The sequence below is a fragment of the Evansella sp. AB-rgal1 genome, assembly GCF_041820985.1.
Classification (GTDB): Bacteria; Bacillota; Bacilli; order Bacillales; family Salisediminibacteriaceae; genus Evansella.
Genome location: NZ_JBGUAU010000008.1, coordinates 105,415 through 128,107, shown reverse-complemented (window position 1 = coordinate 128,107; position 22,693 = coordinate 105,415). Strand labels below are relative to the sequence as shown.

The 22,693-nt window shown below is 35.8% G+C and carries 22 protein-coding genes and 1 other annotated feature; all 22 genes read right to left on the bottom strand.

The genetic code is table 11. The annotated features are described in order from the left end of the window. Entirely contained in the window at positions 1–462 is a 462-nt protein-coding gene (gene lspA / locus ACERII_RS08770) for a signal peptidase II (RefSeq protein WP_373641634.1), read from the bottom strand. A 281-nt stretch (positions 463–743) separates the two neighbouring features. Further along, entirely contained in the window at positions 744–3,512 is a 2,769-nt protein-coding gene (ileS, locus tag ACERII_RS08765) for an isoleucine--tRNA ligase (protein WP_373641632.1), read from the bottom strand. Between the two features lie 72 nt (positions 3,513–3,584). After that, positions 3,585–3,829: a binding site (T-box leader), on the bottom strand. 163 nt (positions 3,830–3,992) lie between these two features. Continuing rightward, positions 3,993–4,499, bottom strand: coding sequence for a DivIVA domain-containing protein (locus ACERII_RS08760; RefSeq protein ID WP_373641630.1), 507 nt, complete (start codon positions 4,497–4,499; stop codon positions 3,993–3,995). 102 nt (positions 4,500–4,601) lie between these two features. Further along, positions 4,602–5,369, bottom strand: a complete 768-nt coding sequence (locus ACERII_RS08755; RefSeq protein WP_373641629.1) for a YlmH family RNA-binding protein — start codon at positions 5,367–5,369, stop codon at positions 4,602–4,604. A 39-nt stretch (positions 5,370–5,408) separates the two neighbouring features. After that, positions 5,409–5,672: a YggT family protein gene (locus ACERII_RS08750; RefSeq protein ID WP_373641627.1), complete on the bottom strand. Its 264-nt coding sequence runs from the start codon at positions 5,670–5,672 to the stop codon at positions 5,409–5,411. Between the two features lie 27 nt (positions 5,673–5,699). Further along, the gene (locus ACERII_RS08745; RefSeq protein ID WP_373641625.1) at positions 5,700–6,113 is read right to left on the bottom strand and encodes a cell division protein SepF; all 414 of its coding nucleotides are present in this window, start codon (positions 6,111–6,113) and stop codon (positions 5,700–5,702) included. 37 nt (positions 6,114–6,150) lie between these two features. Then, entirely contained in the window at positions 6,151–6,834 is a 684-nt protein-coding gene (locus ACERII_RS08740; RefSeq protein WP_373641624.1) for a YggS family pyridoxal phosphate-dependent enzyme, read from the bottom strand. A 449-nt stretch (positions 6,835–7,283) separates the two neighbouring features. Then, positions 7,284–7,556, bottom strand: a complete 273-nt coding sequence (locus tag ACERII_RS08735) for a YlmC/YmxH family sporulation protein (RefSeq protein ID WP_373641622.1) — start codon at positions 7,554–7,556, stop codon at positions 7,284–7,286. Positions 7,557–7,908: 352 nt separating this feature from the next. Continuing rightward, positions 7,909–8,772 carry an RNA polymerase sporulation sigma factor SigG gene (gene sigG, locus ACERII_RS08730; protein ID WP_373641619.1) on the bottom strand — a complete coding sequence of 288 codons (864 nt, stop codon included), beginning with the start codon at positions 8,770–8,772 and terminating at the stop codon, positions 7,909–7,911. A gap of 50 nt (positions 8,773–8,822) precedes the next feature. Beyond that, positions 8,823–9,542, bottom strand: coding sequence for an RNA polymerase sporulation sigma factor SigE (sigE, locus tag ACERII_RS08725; protein WP_373641617.1), 720 nt, complete (start codon positions 9,540–9,542; stop codon positions 8,823–8,825). Between the two features lie 34 nt (positions 9,543–9,576). After that, positions 9,577–10,488, bottom strand: a complete 912-nt coding sequence (gene spoIIGA, locus ACERII_RS08720; RefSeq protein WP_373641615.1) for a sigma-E processing peptidase SpoIIGA — start codon at positions 10,486–10,488, stop codon at positions 9,577–9,579. 607 nt (positions 10,489–11,095) lie between these two features. Continuing rightward, positions 11,096–12,241: a cell division protein FtsZ gene (ftsZ, locus tag ACERII_RS08715; protein WP_373641614.1), complete on the bottom strand. Its 1,146-nt coding sequence runs from the start codon at positions 12,239–12,241 to the stop codon at positions 11,096–11,098. A 51-nt stretch (positions 12,242–12,292) separates the two neighbouring features. Continuing rightward, positions 12,293–13,579 carry a cell division protein FtsA gene (ftsA, locus tag ACERII_RS08710; protein WP_373641613.1) on the bottom strand — a complete coding sequence of 429 codons (1,287 nt, stop codon included), beginning with the start codon at positions 13,577–13,579 and terminating at the stop codon, positions 12,293–12,295. Between the two features lie 163 nt (positions 13,580–13,742). Further along, positions 13,743–14,096: a small basic family protein gene (locus ACERII_RS08705; protein WP_373641611.1), complete on the bottom strand. Its 354-nt coding sequence runs from the start codon at positions 14,094–14,096 to the stop codon at positions 13,743–13,745. Between the two features lie 3 nt (positions 14,097–14,099). Next, entirely contained in the window at positions 14,100–14,795 is a 696-nt protein-coding gene (locus tag ACERII_RS08700; RefSeq protein ID WP_373641610.1) for a DUF881 domain-containing protein, read from the bottom strand. Positions 14,796–14,804: 9 nt separating this feature from the next. After that, the gene (locus ACERII_RS08695) at positions 14,805–15,509 is read right to left on the bottom strand and encodes a DUF881 domain-containing protein (protein ID WP_373641609.1); all 705 of its coding nucleotides are present in this window, start codon (positions 15,507–15,509) and stop codon (positions 14,805–14,807) included. Beyond that, a complete protein-coding gene (locus ACERII_RS08690; RefSeq protein ID WP_373641607.1) occupies positions 15,493–16,272 on the bottom strand; it encodes a cell division protein FtsQ/DivIB in 780 nt (259 codons plus the stop codon). The genes ACERII_RS08695 and ACERII_RS08690 overlap by 17 nt, the downstream gene beginning before the upstream one ends. Positions 16,273–16,539: 267 nt before the next feature. Further along, on the bottom strand, positions 16,540–17,454 hold the full coding sequence (gene murB, locus ACERII_RS08685; protein WP_373641606.1) for a UDP-N-acetylmuramate dehydrogenase: 915 nt from the start codon (positions 17,452–17,454) through the stop codon (positions 16,540–16,542). A gap of 15 nt (positions 17,455–17,469) precedes the next feature. Then, positions 17,470–18,576 carry an undecaprenyldiphospho-muramoylpentapeptide beta-N-acetylglucosaminyltransferase gene (murG, locus tag ACERII_RS08680; RefSeq protein ID WP_373641604.1) on the bottom strand — a complete coding sequence of 369 codons (1,107 nt, stop codon included), beginning with the start codon at positions 18,574–18,576 and terminating at the stop codon, positions 17,470–17,472. 534 nt (positions 18,577–19,110) lie between these two features. After that, positions 19,111–20,208, bottom strand: coding sequence for a stage V sporulation protein E (gene spoVE, locus ACERII_RS08675; protein WP_373641602.1), 1,098 nt, complete (start codon positions 20,206–20,208; stop codon positions 19,111–19,113). A 109-nt stretch (positions 20,209–20,317) separates the two neighbouring features. After that, positions 20,318–21,673 (bottom strand): UDP-N-acetylmuramoyl-L-alanine--D-glutamate ligase, encoded by a 1,356-nt coding sequence (gene murD / locus ACERII_RS08670; protein WP_373641601.1) that lies wholly within the window; start codon positions 21,671–21,673, stop codon positions 20,318–20,320. Continuing rightward, positions 21,673–22,650, bottom strand: a complete 978-nt coding sequence (gene mraY, locus ACERII_RS08665; protein ID WP_373641599.1) for a phospho-N-acetylmuramoyl-pentapeptide-transferase — start codon at positions 22,648–22,650, stop codon at positions 21,673–21,675. The genes murD and mraY overlap by 1 nt, the downstream gene beginning before the upstream one ends. Positions 22,651–22,693: the final 43 nt, after the last annotated feature.

The following is a 22,693-nucleotide window of genomic DNA, read 5'->3' as shown; positions in this document are numbered from 1 at the left end:
TTATAACTTCCCTTGTTTTTTTTCTTCTTTAAAGACATAAATCACTAACATTATTACACCTACAACTAATGCAGAATCGGCAATATTGAAAATTGGGTAATTGTAAGCAAATATATATACATCTAAAAAGTCCACTACTGCCCCAAATAAAACTCGATCAATAAAGTTTCCGATTGCTCCACCTAACACTAGCCCTAACGAAATACCAAACCATCGATTTCCATTAACATGTTTTTGTATGTAATAAACAATTACTCCGATAACTATCACAGTTGCAATATAAAATAGCCACATTTGCCCTTGTAATATCCCAAAGGCTGCCCCTGCATTGCGATGAGACGTAATATGGAATACTCCTTCAATAACTGAAATACTTTCTCTTAGCTCCATATTTTGAACAACAAGCCATTTTGTAAATTGATCAATTATAATAATGACAAGTGCAATCACGTAATATATCACGTAGTTTATCCCCCATTCGAAGTTTCTATCTGTCCTTTTGAATTTTAGCATATAAGTTCATGGACAAACAATTTATTTCTGTGAAGTAATTATATTTTGGTTTTTGGCCATGGAGGATTAGTAAATTACTTTTTATTATAGTGACGCTCTTTTCATTTTTTATTCTAAAATGATTTTACATAAAAACACCACGAGCATATTCTACTGGGCCCTGAAAAAAGTTGATTGGTGCTTTTTCAGGGCTTCCATACTTCCAGCTCGCGGTGTGTTTTCAATTCATATTATTTACTCAACTCATAATGATTTACAACAATATCTGTACAACTATCACATAACCCTCGATGCTGTTCGTTTTTACCTAAAGAAGGGGCTACTACCCAGCAACGTTCACATTTTTCACCTTCTGCAGCTTCCACTTTTACCGATAGGAATTCATATGCTTTTGCGTCAACAGGAGCATCAGCTTTTGATGCAACTACTGCATTAGATGTAATAAACAGTTTGTGTAATGCTGAAATTCCTTGTAATAACTGTTTATCACTATCATCTGCATATAATGTGATAGAAGTTTCTAAACTCTTTTTCAATCCTTTTTCACTTCGAGCTTCTTCTAGCGCTTTTAATACGTCATCGCGAAGATCCATGAAGTGATCCCACTTTTGAACTAATTCTGTTGCATTACCATAATCCTTAGCATCAGGAATGTCCGTTAACTGAACACTCTCTTCTGTCACCCCTGGAATATGAGCCCATACTTCATCAGCTGTGTGAGAAAGAATTGGTGTCATAAGCTTTGTTAATGTTACAAGCGTTTCATACATTACTGTTTGAATGCCTCGACGCTCTGGATGATCCGCATGTTGGATGTAAAGAGTATCCTTTGCAATATCCATATAAAAGGAACTTAACTCAATCGTACAGAAGTTGTGGACCTTATTATAAACCGTACCAAATTGATACTCGTCATACCCTTTTCTTACATCACGAACCACATTGTTTAGCTTTACAAGCATATATTGATCTAGCTCTGACATATCTTCAAATGCAATTGCATCTTTTGCTGGATCAAAATCATGAATGTTTCCTAACATAAAGCGGAACGTGTTGCGGATTTTGCGATACACTTCTGCTACTTGTTTTAAGATATTATCAGAAACACGTACATCTGCTTGATAATCAACGGAGGATACCCATAACCGTAAGATGTCTGCACCGAGTTGCTTCATCACCTTATCAGGGATTACAACGTTTCCGATCGACTTACTCATTTTTCTTCCTTCACCGTCTAATGTGAAACCGTGACTTAGTACTGTCTTATAAGGTGCTTTTCCAGTAACTGCTACAGAAGTGGATAAGGAAGAGTTGAACCATCCACGATATTGATCCGAGCCCTCTAAATACATATCAGCAGGTCGTTGAAGGTCATCTCTTTCTTCTAGCACTGCTTGATGCGAAGAACCTGAGTCAAACCACACATCCATAATATCCATTTCTTTCGTGAATGTTCCGTTCGGACTATGTTCTGAAGTATAACCTTCTGGAAGTAAATCCTTCGTTTCCCATTCGAACCAAATATTTGATCCATGCTCACGGAATAATGCAGAAACATGATCGATTGTTTCATCGGTAATAATTGGTTCACCGTTTTCACCATAGAAAACAGGAATCGGAACACCCCATGCACGTTGTCGAGAAATACACCAATCACCACGATCTCTTACCATGTTATAAAGTCGAGTTTCTCCCCAATGTGGTACCCATTGAACATTGTTGATTTCACGAAGTAAGTCCTCTCGGAAATCCTTAATAGAAGCAAACCACTGTGCCGTTGCACGGTACATTACAGGCTTTTTCGTTCTCCAGTCATGTGGATAGGAGTGAGTCATAAACGCTAAATGAAGGAGAGCTCCCGCTTCTTTTAGTTTTTCTGTAATAGGTTTATTTGCTTCGTCGTAGAACAATCCTTCAAACAGCGGGGCTTCCTCTGTCATAACACCCTTATCATCTACAGGGCAAAGTACGTCTAAACCGTATTTTTGTCCAACAATAAAGTCATCTTCTCCGTGTCCAGGTGCAGTGTGAACACACCCGGTACCAGCTTCTAACGTTACGTGTTCCCCAACCATTACTAACGATTCACGATCGTATAATGGATGTTTTGCTACTGTATACTCGAGCTCAGAACCTTTCACAGTTTTCACAATTTCATAATCGCTCCAGCTAAGTTCACTCTCCAAATGCTCTAACAACCCTTTTGCAACGATGTATTTATTTGCATCTACTTTAACAACAACGTACTCTAATTCAGGGTGAACAGAAATCCCTAAGTTTGCAGGAATTGTCCATGGAGTTGTTGTCCAGATTACGTATTTTTCGTCTCCGTCTAAAACATTTTTGCCATCTTTTACATCAAACGCTACATAAATAGATGGAGAACGCTTATCATGGTACTCAATTTCCGCTTCTGCTAGTGCCGATTCAGAAGATGGAGACCAATATACTGGCTTTTTCCCTTTATAAATATAGCCTTTTTTCGCCATATCTCCGAAGACTTTAATTTGTTGAGCCTCATAACCATGCGTTAACGTAACATACGGATTATCCCAATCACCACGAACTCCTAAACGCTTAAATTGCTCACGTTGACTATCGATTTGACCAAGAGCGTACTCTTCACATTTTTTTCTAAACTCTGCAACACTTAACTTTTTACGATCAACTTTTCCATTTTTTGTCAAAGCTGTTTCGATCGGTAAGCCATGAGTATCCCACCCTGGAACATATGGTGCATGAAATCCAGTCATTGATTTATATCGAACGATAAAGTCTTTTAAAACTTTATTTAAGGCATGACCCATGTGAATATCACCATTTGCATATGGTGGTCCATCATGAAGTACAAACATTGGACGTCCTGCAGTCCTTTCTTGTACTTTTTCATACATTTTTTTACTTTCCCACTCTTCTTGAATCTTAGGTTCCCGATTTGGAAGATTCCCACGCATAGGGAATTCCGTTTTCGGCATAAGCAGCGTATCTTTATAATCCATGCCGCTTTCCTCCTTTAATTATGAAATTTTTTTTGCTATAGTGACCCTGAAAATAAAAAAACCCCCTCATCCGAAAGGGACGAGAAGGATAACCCGCGGTACCACCCTAATAAATAAGTTTTTTTACTGTTAACCAGTACTACTTATTCACTCAGCATTTCGTAACGTGAAATGAAACGACATAGCTTACTTAGAAAACTCCGTTCAGTTATGTGACTCTAGGGTGATATTCCATACGTCGCTAGTATCAGGCTTTCACCGCCCCTGACTCGCTAGACTAGAAAAACACATGTACTTATCCCTGTCATCGTCTTCATTTAGAATTATAAGTGTTACTATTATAGCATCATTTTGACCTTTCTTTTCACTTTTCAATCATAAGTGAAGAAGAAATTCATAAAATCTTATTAAAGTATATGATAAGAACGTTTTAAGCGTCAAGAAATTTTACATTACATTGTGTGAAACTAGTTACATTATTTAATACTTTGTTGCATCATTTAGTTGTAAATCTTCGAGTTCTGTTTTTTTACTTAGGTCATCCCAATCATCATTTTGAAGCATTTCTAGCTGAGCTTCAAGAAGCATTCTAAAGCGAGTACGGTAAACAGATGCTTGTTTCTTTAACTCTTCAATTTCAAGGGCAATCTTACGTGATCTGCTTAAAGCTTCATTAATGATACGATCAGCATTTTTTTCAGATTCCTTAATAATTAGTTTTGACTCTTTTTCTGCGTTTCGTTTTACTTCCTCCGCAGTTTCTTGTGCAATCAAAATGGACTTATTAAGTGTTGTTTCAATGTTAGAAAAGTGGCTTAGCTTTTGTTCTAGGTCATGAACTCGATCTGCTAAATCTTTTTTTTCTCGAATAACCATTTCATAATCTTTTATAACTTGATCTAAAAATTCATTTACTTCATCTTCATCATAGCCGCGAAATCCTCTTGTAAATTCTTTATTATGAATATCTAAGGGCGTTAATGGCATAAAAATACCTCCTCTAAGTTTGTTTTCTCAATCAATCATTATAAGTTTTATAATAGTAAATTATTTCGACATGACCACCAAACATTCCTGCTATTACGACAATTATTTTGGAATTCTAACTGAAATTCGTATTTTATCTTTTTTAGTATGACCTTCGTTCGATATGAATTCAAAACGTCCTTTACCTCGAACAGATACAATATCACTCTCTTGAAGCTGAAAACTTGGATCTTCAATTACCTTCCAATTAACTTTTACAAAACCACCTTCAATGAGTGTTTTTGTTTTGGATCGAGAAAGGTTATATACTTCAGCGCTTACAGTATCTAAACGTAGAGATGATACAGTCAGTTGCATAAAAGTAAAGTTATCTTCGGTTTCTATCATATCGTTCACTTCAATAAGATTCACTTTCGCTTTTCCTACAGAAGTAAAGTTCCACGAGACGAAATCGGATACTTCTTTAGCTAAGACAATTTGATATCTTTCCCCATCAGTTAAAATATCACCGAATTTCTCTCTCCGTAACCCAATGTTCATTAGTGCCCCTAGAATTTGACGATGTTCAATGCTTACAAATTTACTAGGATACTCTATCTCATAGCATGCTAACTCAAATGCATCTAATTCTGGTTCCATATAAGGTGGGTAAAGTAAACAGCGTTTTCGCTCTGCCTGCTCTTGCCCACCGTAGAAAGAAAGCTTAATTTCTTCTTGTTTTCCAATCACAGATGTGACTATTTGTTGTTGCCTAGGATCCAAGAAGTCTGTGAGTTTTGCTCTGTATTGCTCTTCAACTGTATTTTTCCATTCGAGAACCTGGTCCACAAATGTATGCTCTTCTTTTCGAAAGTGTTCATACACACTCATTCTTCTTCCACACTCCAAGTTACCTATACTAAAAATACATTAAATAAACATGTTGAATAAGAAAAATACACCAGACCTGGCCATATGTAGCGCAAGTATAGCAACTATTGGAGAAATATCTATCATTCCAAGAGGTGGAATTATTTGTCTAAATGGTTGTAAATATGGCTCCACAAGTCTACCAATAATTTGTCCGAAAGAAGATTCCCTAGCATTCGGAAACCACGACATAAAGATGTAAATAATCAATAAATAACTATAAAGGGTAAGGACTTGCATAATAATATCACGTAACAACATCATAAAAATCGTTCACCATCCTATTTTGTTCTAATCTTGAAGCATTTCTGATATGGTTCCAGACACGTCAACATTATCTGGTGTACAAAGAAAAATATTATACCCCAGCTTTTGTATGTCTCCACTTATAGCATATACTGTTCCGCTCATGAAATCTACAATACGTTTTGCTTGTTCGTGTGGTAAACGTTGTAAATTAATAACAACAGACCTTCTGTTTTTTAAGTGATCCGCTATTTCTTGTACTTCATCATAATTATGAGGTTCTACAAGAATTACCTTTGCTTGATTTTGGATACTCGTTAAACTAACTACATTGCTTTTTTCACGATCATTCCGTTGATGAAATGGTGCTTCTAATTCCTCATGTACTGTTTCATTAACGTTAACATCATCATAATCTTCTAATTCAAAGAACTTTTTAAATTTCCTTTTTAAACTCATATTACTCACCTCACAATTTCACTTTTTATGTACATTTTTACGATTCATTTCCTACTAAAGAAGATCCTATTCTAATGAATGTTGCGCCTTCTTCTACTGCAACTTCATAATCATTCGACATTCCCATGGATAGTTCATGACAAGGCGCATGAGGCAATTGTAATGCTTCAATAGTGTCCTTTAATTCTTTTAGTTTTCGAAAGACAGGCCTTGTTTCTTCCTTGTTTTCCACAAAAGGAGCCATAGTCATTAATCCAACTACTTCTATTGCTTCAAATTGCTTCAATGATGTTACAAACTGAATAGCATCACTAGGGTTAATCCCAGATTTGCTTTCTTCACCAGACACATTTATTTGGACAAAGCATTTTATTGATGTACCATGTGGTGCACGTTTATTTATTTCCTTCGCCAAAGATAGTCTATCAAGAGAATGTAAATAGTCAAATTGATCAATCATTTGTTTGACTTTTTTGGACTGCAAATTTCCGATAAAATGCCATATGGCTTTATCACCAAGAGCTTCTCGTTTTTCCAAACCTTCTTCTACACGATTTTCTCCTAAGTGAATCACACCTGCAGCTAATGCTTCAGAAGCTCGTGGAATGGAGACATATTTTGTAACTCCAATGATTTTAACCTCTGTGGACTTTCGGTTTACCTTTTCGCAACTCTGTTCAATTCTTTTCATTATGTGTTGTAAGTTATCCTTTACATCCACTACTAAAGCTCCTTCCACGTTAATCCATTCTTTTTCATATTACTATCATAATGAATCTTTCTTTATCAAGCAATGATTATCCAAGAATACTAACAAAATTTTATGTTCTTTTCTTAAAAATAGGTATTTTACTGCAACTTTTCTCAAATTATATCGAACTATAGTATGCAATATTTCGGCCAACATAACAATTTCCGCTTGAGCGTTATAGAGTAATGTTGGCTCAATATAACTTAAACCTTTCTCCTCGCTATTTTTTTTTATAATAAGGATCTGTTAAAAGATAAGATTATTTTTTGGAAGCAGTCTTGTGGAACTTCCCTAGGATAGTGAGCATTCTGGAGTAAAAATTAGCAATTACGTTTAAAGTGCAAAAAATTTAAAAGTTATTTATAGTAGGATTTTTTCAAAGCTTCAAGAATGAAAAAGCCTCCACCACATGGGGAGACTTAATCATCGTCGTCATCATCATCTAAGTCTACGTTTCCTGAAGAAGAATATCGAACGAGAACAACATCAGACCCTATCTTCACAACATTTTTCCAGGGGATCACAATCTCTTGTTCTCTATGAAATAAATTCATCATCCTACCACCGCCAATAATCAATGCTTCTACCGTACCCTTCTCTAAGTTAATATCCAAATCCGATATGTGGCCCAACAACCGTCCATCTGATAAATTCACAATATCCTTCGATTGAATATCTGAAATTTTTAACATACAAACGCCCTCCTCTACCACTTCAATAAATTGTATGCATGACTTGTTCAACATATATCCTTCATAAGAGAAAAATCGTAATACTTTTCTCTATCTAAAGGTTAGCCTGGAGAATTTCAAGTGCTTTGGCAGATAAAAGCTGTTTAATTGCCAGTTCTAGATCGTCTGATACACGTCTATTCGAGGGTAAACCTCTATTCTAAAATAGAAATGTAAAAATTGATTCAAAATAAAAAGCACACGAATCCTACCATCTGGTAAAATCCATGTGCTCCATATGAAATTTTATTTGTACATCACCTAAGTATAAGAATATTAGTTAAGCATCTTTTATTGATAGCTACCGACTTTCTTATTCTTTCGCATGTTTATTCATTTGCTGAATTGCGGCTTTTTCTAAACGAGATACCTGTGCTTGAGAAATGCCAATCTCATCTGCCACTTCCATTTGCGTTTTCCCTTGGAAAAACCGCATATCCAAAATCATTTTTTCTCTGTCATTTAATCGAATCATTGCTTCTTTTAATGCAATTTCTTCAATCCATTGAATATCCTTTTGCTTGTCATCACTAATTTGATCCATTACATAGATTGGATCTCCACCATCATTATATATTGGTTCGAATAATGATACTGGATCTTGAATAGCATCTAATGCAAATACGATATCCTCTTTAGGAACATCTAAAACTTTCGCAATTTCTTGTACAGTAGGTTCACGCTCTCTCGTTTTTTCACTCATTAAGTTATCTCTTACTTGTAGTGCCTTATAGGCAATGTCTCTTAATGACCTAGAAACACGTATAGGATTATTATCCCGTAAGTATCTCCTAATTTCTCCAATAATCATTGGAACAGCATAGGTCGAAAACTTAACATTTTGACCTAAATCAAAGTTATCAATTGATTTCATTAAACCAATACAACCTACCTGGAATAAATCATCCACGTATTCACCACGGTTGTTGAACCGCTGAATAACACTTAAAACTAAACGTAAATTCCCATTTACAAGTTTTTCCCTTGCAAACTCGTCCCCATTTTGCATTTGATCAAAGAGGACTCTCATTTCTTTGTTCTTTAGTACTGGTAATTTTGATGTGTCTACTCCACAGATTTCTACTTTATTGCGAGTCAATGTCTTCCCTCCCAACAGGAGTTGATGTACATGAGTAAGTATCTCCTTGAGAGGGAAATTTATGCAGAGCTTCCACATGAAAAAAGACTTGAACTGTGTTCAAGCCTTGTCACACACGGGAAAAAAAATTATAGCATTTTATTAAATTCTTTTCGTAACCGTTTTATTATTCTTTTTTCCAAACGAGATATATAGGATTGTGAAATTCCTAGCATATCCGCTACATCCTTTTGTGTTTTCTCCTCATCCCCAGCTAAGCCAAAACGGAGTTCCATTATTTGTTTCTCTCGATCGTTTAGTGACTCCAAAGCCTTTACCAGTAACTTTCGATCAACTTTATCTTCAATGCCTTTCGTAATAATATCCTCTTCTGTTCCTAATACATCCGATAAGAGTAATTCATTACCATCCCAATCAATATTCAAAGGCTCATCAAAAGAGACTTCGGAACGAATTTTATTATTTCTTCGTAAATACATAAGAATTTCATTTTCAATACAACGGGACGCATATGTTGCTAACTTTATTTTCTTCTCAGGATCAAATGTATTTACAGCTTTTATAAGTCCAATTGTTCCGATACTAATTAGATCTTCTATGTTAATACCTGTATTCTCAAATTTTCGTGCTATATAAACGACAAGTCGCAAATTCCGTTCAATTAGCACAGAGCGAACAGCATCATCCCCAGAAGGTAATTTACTTAATAAATAAGCTTCTTCATCCTTAGTCAAAGGTGGGGGTAAGGCCTCACTTCCACCTATGTAAAATACTTCGTTTGATTTAATTCCCAGTTTACCTAATAGTTTATACCACCAAAGTTTACATTTCAGTTTCCAATTCGTCATTTTATTTCCCCCTTAAAACATTTTTAGTCACAAATTACGAAGATTGCTTCTTCTGTTGCATCATCTTAGGGTTTAATAAACAATTAAAATCTTGGCGGTCTGACAATGGTGTATAACTTAACCCTAGTAGTACATTTCTACAAACATAAGGACTTTCTTTATCATATACAATGACTTCATCTGGTCGTAAAGCCCACAAGAACTGTTGTTTAGCACCAACTGTGCGGAATGGAACCATCGTTAGTTTTCCCTCAAAATTATCCGGTAGTTGTCCTTCAGAAAATACAGGCTTTTTCGTAAATTGAACTACAGGTTCTGGGAATTGATCTCCCACTTCCGTCATATCTATAATCATGACAGATCTTCCTGTTAATGGGTCCTCTAATCGATTCCCACTATCTACAAAACCATGTAACTTCAATTGAAGTCCTGCTACGCGAACAAAAACAGGATAAATTTGATCATATCGTATTTTTGCTGTTTCAATTGATTCCAAACGTTGTTTTGAATACCAATACATTATAGGAAAACCAACAAGAACAAAGATCCAACTTATTGGACTACCAAATCCGCTCGTTTGTGTTGCAAAAGTTCCCTTAATGAAGCTTGTATCGGTCTGAAGAAAAAAATGTAAACCTAATAGACCACCTCCTACAGCAAAATTCACAAAGAAAAAGGTTAGCCAAGCTTGAAAAAACAACCGAAATTGATAAATTCCAAAACTGACTAAAATGATAATTACTGAATATAAACTCTTGACAACAGGGTTTAATGCCACAGCTTCTAAAGGAGTAAACAGCAATATGATATACAAAGAAGCAATAAAAGCCCCTAAAAACAACCGTAACTTGCTTATATTCCTTTTCAGTATGACGGCTGTTAAATAGATTAATAATATATCAATCAAAAAGTTTAGTAGCCAAATAATATCTAAATATATTTTCAAGATATCCACCGTCCGAAAGGGAATTTGACCATAAGTATATCCTATGAAAGATTGTAAGTCTGTCACTTTTTGATACGAGAGAGGGACTTATTTTGACTGTTTTTCTTCCCTTTTGTCACCTTATTTTTTTATTGATATGCAGTGTAAAAAGATTATATGTTATGCATTTTAAATTGCTTTGTGTTATTTCTACCAATGTAAAGGTCGAAATAATATAAAACAAGGAAACATAATCTCGGTAGACATGTATCCAAGGTTGGGTTTGATAGAGTCTAGGAAACAACTAAAATGTGTATTTTCGAAGATAGACTTTCATGCAAGGAAAAGCTACACCATGCCGGATGAAGATATTTTATGATGCATATTAGTATTGAGGCATTTAACTTGATATTGGAATGAGCGAACGTCCACGGAACTCCTATGGGCAACAGAGCAGTGACGAGCCACCGAAAGGATTGGACAGAACCGAATGGTGTACAAACCATCAAAGTTAGTATTACTCTATAGACTGTTACACGTATTTTCAGGGGAGATCAAAATAAAAAAGCCAATGGAGGGGTCACTACCTTCCATTGGCTTTTACTGTTTACTATTGATGATTCATATATTACGTACGTCTACGACGATTTCTTAAGAATGTAGGGATATCTAAAGTATCCAATTCTTCATCTGAAGTAGATTTAGCTACAGGTTGTTTCGTGGTACTTGTTTTTTCTTGTTGTGGCTGCGTTCCTTCCACTCGTTGAGCAGGCTTTGAACGTTGCTGTAACGTTGGTCTAGCTGTTGTTTTTTCGTTTGCCTGATCTGCAAAACCAGTAGCAATTACTGTTACAACAATTTCATCTTTTAATTCTTCGTTAATAACAGATCCAAAGATCATATTAACTTCACTATCTGAAGCTGAAGAAACAATTTCAGCAGCTTCATGAACTTCAAATAAGCTTAAATTAGCTCCACCTGTAATATTCATAAGCACCCCTTGAGCACCATCGATAGATGTTTCTAATAAAGGAGACGAAATTGCTTTTTTTGCAGCTTCAGCAGCACGATTTTCTCCTGTTGCAACACCTATTCCCATTAAAGCAGAACCTTTTTCACTCATGATTGTTTTAACATCTGCAAAATCGAGATTGATAAGTCCTGGTACTGCAATGAGGTCAGATATACCTTGTACACCTTGACGTAATACATTATCTGCTTCTCGGAACGCTTCTAACATTGGTGTGTTTTTATCTACGATCTCTAAAAGACGATCGTTTGGAATCACAATAAGCGTGTCCACTTTCTCTTTTAAAGACCCAATTCCTCCACCAGCTTGCATCATACGCTTTCGTCCTTCAAACGTAAAAGGACGAGTGACAACACCAACCGTTAAGGCACCTAAATCTCTTGCAATTTCAGCAATAACTGGAGCAGCACCAGTTCCTGTTCCACCACCCATTCCAGCAGTGATGAATACCATGTCTGCACCACCTAAGACCTCTTCTAATTGTTCTCTGCTTTCTTCAGCAGCTTTTTTTCCAACTTCAGGATTGGCACCTGCACCAAGACCTCTTGTTAATTTACCACCAAGTTGAAGCTTTATTTCTGCTTTGGATAAATGCAATGCTTGAGCATCTGTATTTACTGCAATAAAGTCTACCCCTTGTAGACCATTTTCTATCATTCTGTTAACGGCATTACTGCCTCCACCACCGACACCTATTACTTTAATCGTTGCCAGTTGATCTGTATCCATTTCAAATTCCAACATTGTACGATCCCCCAATCCATCTTGGTTCACATTTGACATCAAATTAATTATTTACTCAAAAAACATTTTAAACAAGTTCGTAACTTTCTTTTTTACCCCTTGTCCTTCAGGAGTCTGCTTTGCTTTAACAGGCTTTTCTTTTCGCTCTTTTCGTTCATGTGTAACCTCTGTATGAACACTCACCGCAGCTGCGACTTCTTTGCCTTGAATTCGCATATTACGATGTGCAAAAGTAATGATTCCTACACCATTTGTATACTGTGGCTCACGAACTCCTATATAATCAGGAATAGCGATACGAACATTTTTTTGAAGAACATCTCTTGCTAATTCTAACACACCCGGCATTTTTACAGATCCGCCTGTTAGTACATAGCCACCAGGCAAATCGTTATAACCTAATCGCTGAATTTCCTTATGAGCCAAATGTAACATCTCTTCAATTCTTGGTTCAATTATGTTTGCTAATTGCCATTGAGAAAACTCTTGCTTTTGATCACTACCAATCTCCGAAACTTCAAAAGTCTCTTCATCGGAGGCATAATCAATGAAAGCATGTCCGTAATCTAGTTTTATTTTTTCAGCTTCTTCAGAAGAAGTGCGAAATCCTACTGAAATATCATTGGTAATATGATCTCCGCCTACAGGAATTTGCTTTGTTCCTTGTAAGTTGCCATTTTCGAAAACTGATACAGTTGTTGACCCTCCACCCATATCAATTAAAGCAACACCAAGACTTTTTTCATCCTTAGAAAGTGCTATGGTTCCTGCAGCTAATGGTTGCAATACGATGTTTGCGACTTGTAAGCCTGCTTTCTCTACACAACGAATAACGTTATGTAATGATGTTCTTGAACCAGTAATAATTGTACCTTCCATTTCTAGACGTACCCCTATCATACCACGAGGATCATTTATTTCATCTAAACCATCAACAATAAATTGTTTTGGTATCACGTCAATAATCTCACGTTCAGGAGGAATAGAAATAACTTGTGCTGCATCAAAAACTCTAGAAATATCTTCATCACCAATTTCACGATCCTCACTGGAAACAGCAACAACTCCATGGCAAGGTTGCAATTGAATATGATTTCCTGTAATTCCAATGATAACATTTTCAATAGAAAGTCCAATCATTCTCTCTGCTTTTTCTACGGCAGTTCTTATAGAATGAACTGTTTCATCTATGTCCACGATGGATCCTTTTTTGATCCCTTCCGAGTTCGCTTCTCCAACACCTATAATATTAAGTGATCCATTTGTCATTTCGCCAATAACCACGCGAATGCATGATGTGCCCATATCTAGAGTGACGTATGTATCATGGTTGTTCATTTGTTGGCACCTCCTTAAATCCTACATCCATTTCAGTTTTCATTTCGGGTTAAATAGTACTACAAAAGAGTTATGAAATGTATTCAACATCCACTTCTCATTCCCTCTTTTTTTCAGAGGATTTTCATGGAAAATATATATTTTTTCATTTTTTCCCATAAATTTAGTTATTCTTTCTTTTCAATGACCAATTACTTAATAATGTACGACGTATCAAAGCAAGATTATGAAACAATCGTACACCAAATGCAAAAACTGCTGCTAAGTATAAGTCTACACCAAGATGGACTCCTAGAAAAGCTAAACCCGCAGCTAAAATGATATTGGAAAAAAATCCCGTTAAAAATACTTTTTCTTCAAAAACTTTATCTAAATGGGCTCGAATTCCCCCAAACAATGTATCAAGTGCAGCTAATACCGCGATAGATAAATAACTTGAGTATTCATCTGGCACTCGAAAATCACTAAAAAGACCAAGGAGGATCCCAACCAAAAGTCCGATGATCGGAAGCCACATTTACTATTCCTCCTTTATTATTTCCATATGTCGAACGCGCACTGGTTTTTCAAATGCTGGTAAAGACACATAGTTAATAGGGGTTGAATTGATGGAGAAATTTTCATAAGAGAAAAACTCTCTCGATTGCGATGACATAATTGCGTGATGAAGCGATTCGGGATCATCTGATAGAACCCTTACCCTTAAAGGAAATTGGGTTACTCGTGCACTATTAATGAGGGTGACACCATTTGCTTCCCTAATAGAAGAAGTGGAAATGAGTCGTTGATGGCCAATTGCAATTTCTTTTGCACCATTAATATTTAGCTCATTAACTAACATGCGTAATAAATAGGGAGGAATTGACCGAATAGGTCCACCTAGATAATCTTCATCAAAAACAAGAGAAATATCAATGATTACTCCTTGTCCATTTATTTCAGTGAGTCCAGCTCTTTCCCTTAATTCGTCAATGGTATCGCCCATGACTGATTCTACATCTTCGGTTTGTTGAAGTTGATATAAAAGATCTATTTGCTTTTCCATCTCGACATTTAGTTGCTTTTGACGATCTTTTTCCATTGCTAATGCTTGTCGAAGTTCATGAATGTTTCTTGTATCACGATATTCTGGTTCATTTGTCGTTTGGAATTGAATAGCAATCATAAACCCTATAATTGTTGTAACACATGTAAATATAATCATTTTATCTTTCATTTATGATCGTCACCCTCTTTCAGAATAATAAGGATCGAGTGCGATCTCATTCTTTTGCTCAATGCGAACTTCAATATTATCGCTAAGTAACTGATCTACTACACCACCAACCATATTTAATGCACTATTTAACGTTTCACTTTCACCGATAGCTGTAATTTCAAACGGTGCATAGGATATATTTCCGTCTACTTCAATTACTGGTCCAATACATTGTATATAAGAGCGATGGTTTATACGATGTCCATTAATAGCAATGGCCTCAGCACCAGTCACTAATAACTCATCGATAACTCTTTGGATATGCTGTTCATGAACGATATAATTATTTGGATTATCACCCTCTGGTACATAATCTGCATCACGAAGAATGACACTAAGGCCTTCACCCTTCACTTGTACTGACCCAGTAATCATACGAAGACGATCAATATCTTCTACCAAATTAAAATAAGTTCGTTGTTGGTTTGCAATTTCTTCTTCAATTTCTGTGATCTGATTTTGAATCACCCGTAATTCCTCTGTTAAATTTCGATTAATGGATTGTTCCATTAAAACCTGATTTCTAAGTTCATCTTCTGCTCTCCATTGAGAAGATGATAATTGATTTCCTGATTCACTATTTTCATTTGTAAATTGATAGCTTATAGCAAGAATGAAGCCAGTTACTAATAAAACAAATGAAAAAATAACATGACTACCCTTCACTCTCAACTACTTCATCCTCCTCGCTAGTAAACCTCTCAAAATACGGATTCATTCTCATGTGAACAATACCTTCTATTGCTGGGTCCAGATGCTCAATAATAGAAGGGTATGGGGAAATCCGTTCGGAAAATCTTCGTATTGTTGAATGTACAACGAACCCATCATTCATATAAAGAATAATACGTAACGGATCATTCTCTGAAGGCGCTAGATAAATTTCTGAAATTCGCTCCCGAATATATTGCGGGGTATCTAGTAATTCTTGTGCCATTTGCATTTTTTGATTTTCATTAACAAAATCAACTATTAGTGGTGCATCATATGGGATAAAAGCTTCTTCTAGACTAGAAAGTACCTCGCCATTTTCTAATAATGGTGTATATAAACCATCTTCTTGTATGTAAGCAATACGTTCATATTCTTCTACTAGAAGAGTAACTGTATTTGGCCATGCTCTCGCAATAGAAATATTTGATATTTCTTGATGGGCTAACAGATCGTTTTTTATTGCATCTTCATTTATTCCCCACATGCTTGTCTCATCTAATAATCGAGACTTGACCACTATCAAATCAGTAGGAACATGGATATTACCTGTCACCTCAACACTTTTCACATGGCTGATAGAAGATTGAAAATAAGTAACAATCGTAATTAAAATAAAGAAAAACGAGATATAAAAAATAAGTCTGCGATTAGCCCGTTGCTTGCGACGATCTTTCAAAGTGGGAATTCTTTCTTCTATATCAATTACATTCTTATTATTCATTCATCCTTCCTCCATTGTATAGCAAGCATTAAAACGAGAAAACATTTAAATCGCATTTTTTTCAAAAAAGGACAAAATGCCTGTATTTTCAACAAGAACTATAGTTAAATATACTCCTCAAAAGGAGAAATTTCTACTTTTTTATCATAAACCATATAGATTATTTTTTGGTAAAAAACTACACAGCATATTCATGATAATGGTTTCGAGGGTGTAGGAAAGATTTTTAATCATTCCTACACCCTCAATCATACCATTTTTGTTAGTCTATTTAAAATTAACACTACCAACTAATTCAACCTCAGTGTGCATAGTAACACCATATTTTTTTTTAATCGTTTCTTTTATATAATCAATTAAATCAAGTACATTTTGAGCCGTTGCATTACCTTTATTAACAATAAAGTTTGCATGCATGGTAGAAACTTCTGCATCACCAATAGAATATCCCTTTAATCCTGCTTCCTCAATCAATTTACCTGCATGATTTGGAAGTGGATTACGAAACACACTTCCACAACAAGGGTAACTCCAAGGTTGAGTTTCTCTGCGATAATCTTTATTCCCTTGCATTTCTTTCGTAATCGTTTCTTTGTCCCCTTTTTTCAATTCGAAAACTGCTTCTACGCAAATACCTTTTTCCTTTTGGAGCTTAGAGGTACGATAGGAAAATTCCATCTCCTCATTTGTATACCACTTAAAGGTACCGTCTGGAAGCAACACATGTGCCTTTGTAAGTATTTTAGAGATATCTGATCCATGGGCACCAGCATTCATAAATACAGCCCCACCGACAGAACCAGGTATTCCTCCCGCAAATTCTAAACCTGAGTACCCCTTTTTACTTATAATAGTGGCAAGCTTTATTAAAGAATAACCCGCCTCTACTTTTAAGGTTTCACCCTCTTGTGTAAAACTAGCTGTCTGTTCTCCTAATTTAATAACTATTCCATCAATACCTTCGTCGGAAATAAGTAAATTCGATCCTCTTCCAATAACAAACCAAGGTACTTTCCTTTTTATGATTTCAACCATAGCTTTTTGAAGCCCATCTATGGAAGAAGGCTCAAACAAAATTTTAGCCGGTCCGCCAATCTTCCACGTGGTATGATTTTTTAACGGTTCATTTTCCGTTACCTTCCCAACTTGAAGATCCTGTAGTATTTTTACTAAATTGTTCATACATACCCTCCATCACTATCTTTGTTGTACTAGTTGTATCATTAACTGATAGAGTTTATCTCCTGCAGTTTGCATGCCAATACTTAAAGCACCTTTACGCATTGATTCCCAGTTTGCATCATCTCCAATGATTGTATCAATTTCTTTTAATAACGTTTCAGGAGACATATCTTTTTCTAATATTACTTTTGCTGCATTCACACTCTCTAGAGAACGTGCATTTTTCTCTTGATGATTGTTAGTTACATATGGACTCGGAATCAAAATAGACGGCAGACCAAGTGCAGTTGTTTCTGATAAGGTTGTGGCACCTGCTCTAGCAACTAGTAAATGAACTTCACTTAAAACTTGTGGCATATCGTGAATATAAGGAACACAGACAATATTATTTAGCGTTGGTACCTTCTCTAACTCTTTCTTTACACTTTCATAATGGACTTCTCCGGTCACATATAAACATTGATAATCTTTCTTCTTCCACTCATCAAGAGTACCAATAATCGCTTCATTTATTGGCCTTGCTCCTCTACTTCCACCAACCACTAGCACGGTCTTTTTTGCTGAAGATAGACCTAGCTTTACAAGTCTATTTCCATTAGATTTCTTCGCTGCCTCCACTACTTCTTGTGCTCTAGGATTCCCTGTAAGCACTACTTTCGATTTTGGAAAATATTGTTTCGAAGCATCAAAAGAAATCGCAACACGATCAACATACTTACTCAAAAATTTATTGGTTAAGCCCGGAACACTGTTTTGTTCATGAATAATTGTAGGTATCCCTTTTTTGGCAGCTGCGTAAACAACTGGCCCACAAACATATCCACCAGTTCCTACAACAATATCTGGCTGAAAATCTTCTATATACTTTCTCGCAACTCTTACAGCCTTTAAAAAGCGTAGTATTGTTTGAACATTATCAAAAGAAAGTTTCCTCTTAAATCCTGAGATGTTTACTGTTTTAAAAGGAATATTTTCCTTGTTTACAATCTTTGCTTCTAACCCATTCTCAGTTCCAATATATAAGTATTTTGCATCTTTATTATGTTTCTGTATGGTACGTATGAAAGCTAAAGCAGGGTATATATGCCCACCTGTTCCACCACCTGTAACTAATACCTTCATAATTCCCCTCCAACATGACTCATTTCAAATCTCTTACATTATATTGTACAACCGATTGTCCTAATGAGACGATATTCAAAAATAGCGTAAATCAGATATGTTAAAAAACAACTGCGTATATTAGAGGGTACCGTAAAAGATCGTTTTCCATCCTTTTTTAGTTCCCTCTTTTACAATAAGAGTAGCCATTGTATTTTTAAAAAGATAAGTATAAGATTTTGAACTTAGAAAGTTCTAGCTCCAGGCGCCATGACCTCGTGTCAAATAACCTGGACGATGAAAAGTAAAAAGCACTTTTTATCGTCCAGAACATTTGCATTTCGGTCGTGAAAGGGCGCCTTGCGCTTTTCTTATCGACTAATAAGAGTGGAAACATTGAAAGAAGTTGAATTTTAGTTTTCGATAACTTCATATATAAGCAACTAGGTTAGTATACAATATATATCCATCATAGTATAAAAAAACCAAAAGATCAAAAATTGATCTTTTGGCGTTATGAAAGACTGTGACGAGTTTCATGACAATTGTTGTACCTTAACGCATATGCCGACTAATATTTAATAAAACACCTACGGATGTAAGCATAAGGGTTAATGACGACCCACCATAGCTTAAGAACGGCAATGTAATACCTGTAACTGGCATTAAGCCTATAACTACACCAATATTAATCATTACTTGTATTGCAATCATTCCGATAATACCAGTAGCCAACAAACTTCCATATAAATCAGGTGCATATAAGGCAATTCGTAAACCTCGCCATAATAGTAATGCAAAAAAGCTTAATACGAAAGCTCCACCAACAAACCCTAGTTCCTCTGACAGAATGGCAAAAATAAAATCCGTTTGTGGTTCAGGAAGATAAAAATATTTTTGTCTACTTGCACCAAGTCCTAATCCTAAAAAACCTCCTGGACCAATCGCATAAAGTGATTGGATGATTTGAAAACCCGTTCCTAATGGATCTTGCCAGGGATCTAAGAATGATGTTATTCTTTGTAACCGATAGGGAGCGGATACAATTAAACCAACTAAACCAGCTAGTCCCATAAAACCTATCACTACAAAATGCTTCACTTGAGCACCTGCGATAAAAACCATTACAACAGCAGTTAGCATCATTACCATCCCTGTACCTAAATCTGGCTGAAGCATTATCAAACCAAACGCAATTGATACTGTACCGAGAGTTGGCATTAGTCCTCGTTTTACTGTTGTGACATATTTTTGTCGTTCAGATAAATACTTTGCAAGAAAAAAAATCATGGCAATCTTCATGAATTCTGATGGTTGGATGGAAAAAGCCCCTACTCCTAACCAGCTTCTCGCTCCTCCTCGAACAAGACCTACGCCAGGAATAAGTACCAAGATCAGAAGTGCAAAACAGATAATCATAATAATCTTTGTCATTCGTCTCCATGTCCAAAAGTCAACATTCATAATGAAAAACATGGATATTAAACCTAAAATAGCAAAAAACAATTGTCGCTTAAGGAAAAAAAAGGAATCATTAAAATTGTATTCTGCCCAAACCGCACTTGCACTGTATACCATAATTAAACCAATCGTTAATAAGCTGACAGTTGCAGCTATTAATAAAATATCTGGTGCTTGTTTTATTTTCGGCAATAGAGAACACCTCAGTTTCTGTTCTAATTTCAATTACATAACGTTAAATTGAAATTACTATTGAATCTCTATTACCTATGTTTATGTGGTTATTGGACAAACATGACTCTTACTGGACAATCTTTTTTACTTCTTCAATAAAGCAATCTCCACGTTCTTCAAACGTTTTGAACTGATCCCATGATGCACAAGCTGGGGAGAGCAAAATAACATCTCCTTCTTGTGAATAATCGTATGCTTTTTGAACTGCTTCTGATAGCGTTTGAACAGAAGTAGTAGCTGCGCCTGACTTAGATGCTGTGTCGGCAATTTTCTGTGCAGTTTCCCCATATGTAACGACAGCCTTTACACGTTCAGTAAAAAATGGAATCAGGCCATCGAAGGATATTCCTCGATCAAGTCCACCAGCTATTAATACTATCGGCTGTTCAAAAGCTTTCAATGCAGTTATCGTCGCTTCTACATTTGTCGCTTTTGAATTATTATAAATAGATCTCCCTTTAAAATTATCTACAAATTGTAAACGATGTTTAACACCCGTAAATGTTTTGAGTACATGACGAATTTGCTCCTTACTCGCACCTGCTAAGAACGCAGCTACAGAAGCAGCTAAACCATTTGAAATATTATGGTCTCCTGGAAGTGACATTTCCTCTACAGAAATAAGGTTTTCACCAAATAATGTTAAGAATCCATTTTTTATACATGCGCCATCTTCAAAAACTGACTTAGTAGAAAAAGGTATTTTTTTTGCTGCTCCTCTTTCAATAAGTTTACTGACTTTAGAATCATCCGCATTATAAATGATACAATCGTCTACCGATTGATTTTTGAAAATATTTCCTTTGGCCTCCACATAATTTTCCATTGAACCGTGATAATCTATATGTGCTTCAATCAGATTTAAAACCACTGATATTTTAGGTCTAAATTGCTCTATTCCCATTAGCTGAAAGCTGGAAAGTTCAGTAACTAGTACGTTATCTGTTGAACTAGCAGCTGCAACCTCACATGCTACCTCCCCAATATTCCCTGCTAAAAGAGGAGTACGCTTACTACCCTTTAGCATTTCAAAAACGTAGGTTGTTGTTGTCGTTTTTCCATTAGAACCTGTTATCCCAATTATTTCTGCTTCACTAATGTGATATGCGAGCTCTACTTCGGTAATAACTGGAATACTATGTTTCATAGCTTCTGCTACGAGCGTATTATCGTAACGAATCCCTGGATTCTTTACAACATAGTCTAATTTTTCATGAACTAATTCAATGGGGTGGGAACCGCAAACTACTTTTGCTCCTAATTTTTGAAGTTGCTGTGCCTGTTCATTTTCCTCCAATGGCTTTTGATCGTTGACTGTCACACTAGCTCCTAGTTCTAAAAGTATTTTTGTAGCAGCTGTTCCACTTTTGGCTAAGCCTAATATGAGAATGTTTTTATTTTCAAAGTAATTTGTCTTTATCATTACAACCACACCTCTAAGTAGACTCCGATTGTTGCGAATAGTAAACCAACTGTCCAAAATGTAACTACTACTCGCCATTCGCTCCAACCAGATAATTCATAATGGTGATGCAAGGGACTCATTTTAAATATTCGTTTTCCACCTGTAGCTTTAAAATATACTACCTGTAAAATTACTGAAATTGTTTCTATAACAAATACTCCCCCAATAATGATTAGCAAAATTTCCATTTTGGTTAAAATAGCTATCATTGCAAGGGCTCCTCCAAGTGCAAGGGAACCTGTATCTCCCATAAATACTTTTGCTGGATGTGCATTGAACACTAGAAATCCAAGAACTGCCCCTACAACTGCTACAGAAAACAAGGAAACAGTATACAAAGAAAAGGAAAATGCTATTATTGCAAACGCGCCAAATGCTATCGCTGATGTACCAGCTACAAGACCATCTAATCCATCCGTTAGATTGACAGCATTAGAGGCTCCAACTAACATGACAATGATCAGCGGAAAATAGAACCAACCAACATCTAACGACAGTGTTGTACCAGGTAACGTTATCGTTGTAGATAACCCCGTTTGTAAAAGTACAACATAAACGATTGCTGATATAACCACTTGCCCAAGAAATTTTTGTTTCGATGTTAATCCTAAATTTCTCTTTTTTACAACTTTAATAAAATCATCTAAAAACCCTAATAAACCAAAACCGAACGTGACAAAAACAAGTAACCATATTTCCACATCGACAGAATGGAATTGACTAGCCATAATAAATGTAGCAACAATGACCGAAAGTAATATCATAATTCCACCCATCGTTGGTGTACCACTTTTCTTTTGATGAGATTGAGGACCTTCATCTCGAATACTTTGCCCAAATTTTAACCTTCTTAAAAAAGGTATGAAGATAGGTGATAATAAAACAGTTATTAAAAATGATAAGATCAGAGTAAATAGTAGACCCTGTTCCAGCATAATAGGAACTCCTTTCTAAAATGACGACACGATTATTCTATAC

Excerpts from the sequence above, each read along its gene's own strand:
- murG (WP_373641604.1), bottom strand. The coding sequence starts at position 18,576 with ATGAAGGTATTAGTTACAGGTGGTGGAACAGGTGGGCATATATACCCT.
- ACERII_RS08750 (WP_373641627.1), bottom strand. The coding sequence starts at position 5,672 with ATGATGTTGTTACGTGATATTATTATGCAAGTCCTTACCCTTTATAGT.
- ACERII_RS08690 (WP_373641607.1), bottom strand. The coding sequence starts at position 16,272 with ATGAATAATAAGAATGTAATTGATATAGAAGAAAGAATTCCCACTTTG.
- murD (WP_373641601.1), bottom strand. The coding sequence starts at position 21,673 with ATGATAAAGACAAATTACTTTGAAAATAAAAACATTCTCATATTAGGC.
- mraY (WP_373641599.1), bottom strand. The coding sequence starts at position 22,650 with ATGCTGGAACAGGGTCTACTATTTACTCTGATCTTATCATTTTTAATA.
- murB (WP_373641606.1), bottom strand. The coding sequence starts at position 17,454 with ATGAACAATTTAGTAAAAATACTACAGGATCTTCAAGTTGGGAAGGTA.
- ACERII_RS08760 (WP_373641630.1), bottom strand. The coding sequence starts at position 4,499 with ATGCCATTAACGCCCTTAGATATTCATAATAAAGAATTTACAAGAGGA.
- ftsA (WP_373641613.1), bottom strand. The coding sequence starts at position 13,579 with ATGAACAACCATGATACATACGTCACTCTAGATATGGGCACATCATGC.
- ACERII_RS08700 (WP_373641610.1), bottom strand. The coding sequence starts at position 14,795 with ATGAAAGATAAAATGATTATATTTACATGTGTTACAACAATTATAGGG.
- ACERII_RS08745 (WP_373641625.1), bottom strand. The coding sequence starts at position 6,113 with ATGAGTTTAAAAAGGAAATTTAAAAAGTTCTTTGAATTAGAAGATTAT.
- ftsZ (WP_373641614.1), bottom strand. The coding sequence starts at position 12,241 with ATGTTGGAATTTGAAATGGATACAGATCAACTGGCAACGATTAAAGTA.
- ACERII_RS08755 (WP_373641629.1), bottom strand. The coding sequence starts at position 5,369 with ATGAGTGTGTATGAACACTTTCGAAAAGAAGAGCATACATTTGTGGAC.
- sigG (WP_373641619.1), bottom strand. The coding sequence starts at position 8,772 with ATGTGGAAGCTCTGCATAAATTTCCCTCTCAAGGAGATACTTACTCAT.
- ACERII_RS08735 (WP_373641622.1), bottom strand. The coding sequence starts at position 7,556 with ATGTTAAAAATTTCAGATATTCAATCGAAGGATATTGTGAATTTATCA.
- ileS (WP_373641632.1), bottom strand. The coding sequence starts at position 3,512 with ATGGATTATAAAGATACGCTGCTTATGCCGAAAACGGAATTCCCTATG.
- sigE (WP_373641617.1), bottom strand. The coding sequence starts at position 9,542 with ATGACGAATTGGAAACTGAAATGTAAACTTTGGTGGTATAAACTATTA.
- ACERII_RS08705 (WP_373641611.1), bottom strand. The coding sequence starts at position 14,096 with ATGTGGCTTCCGATCATCGGACTTTTGGTTGGGATCCTCCTTGGTCTT.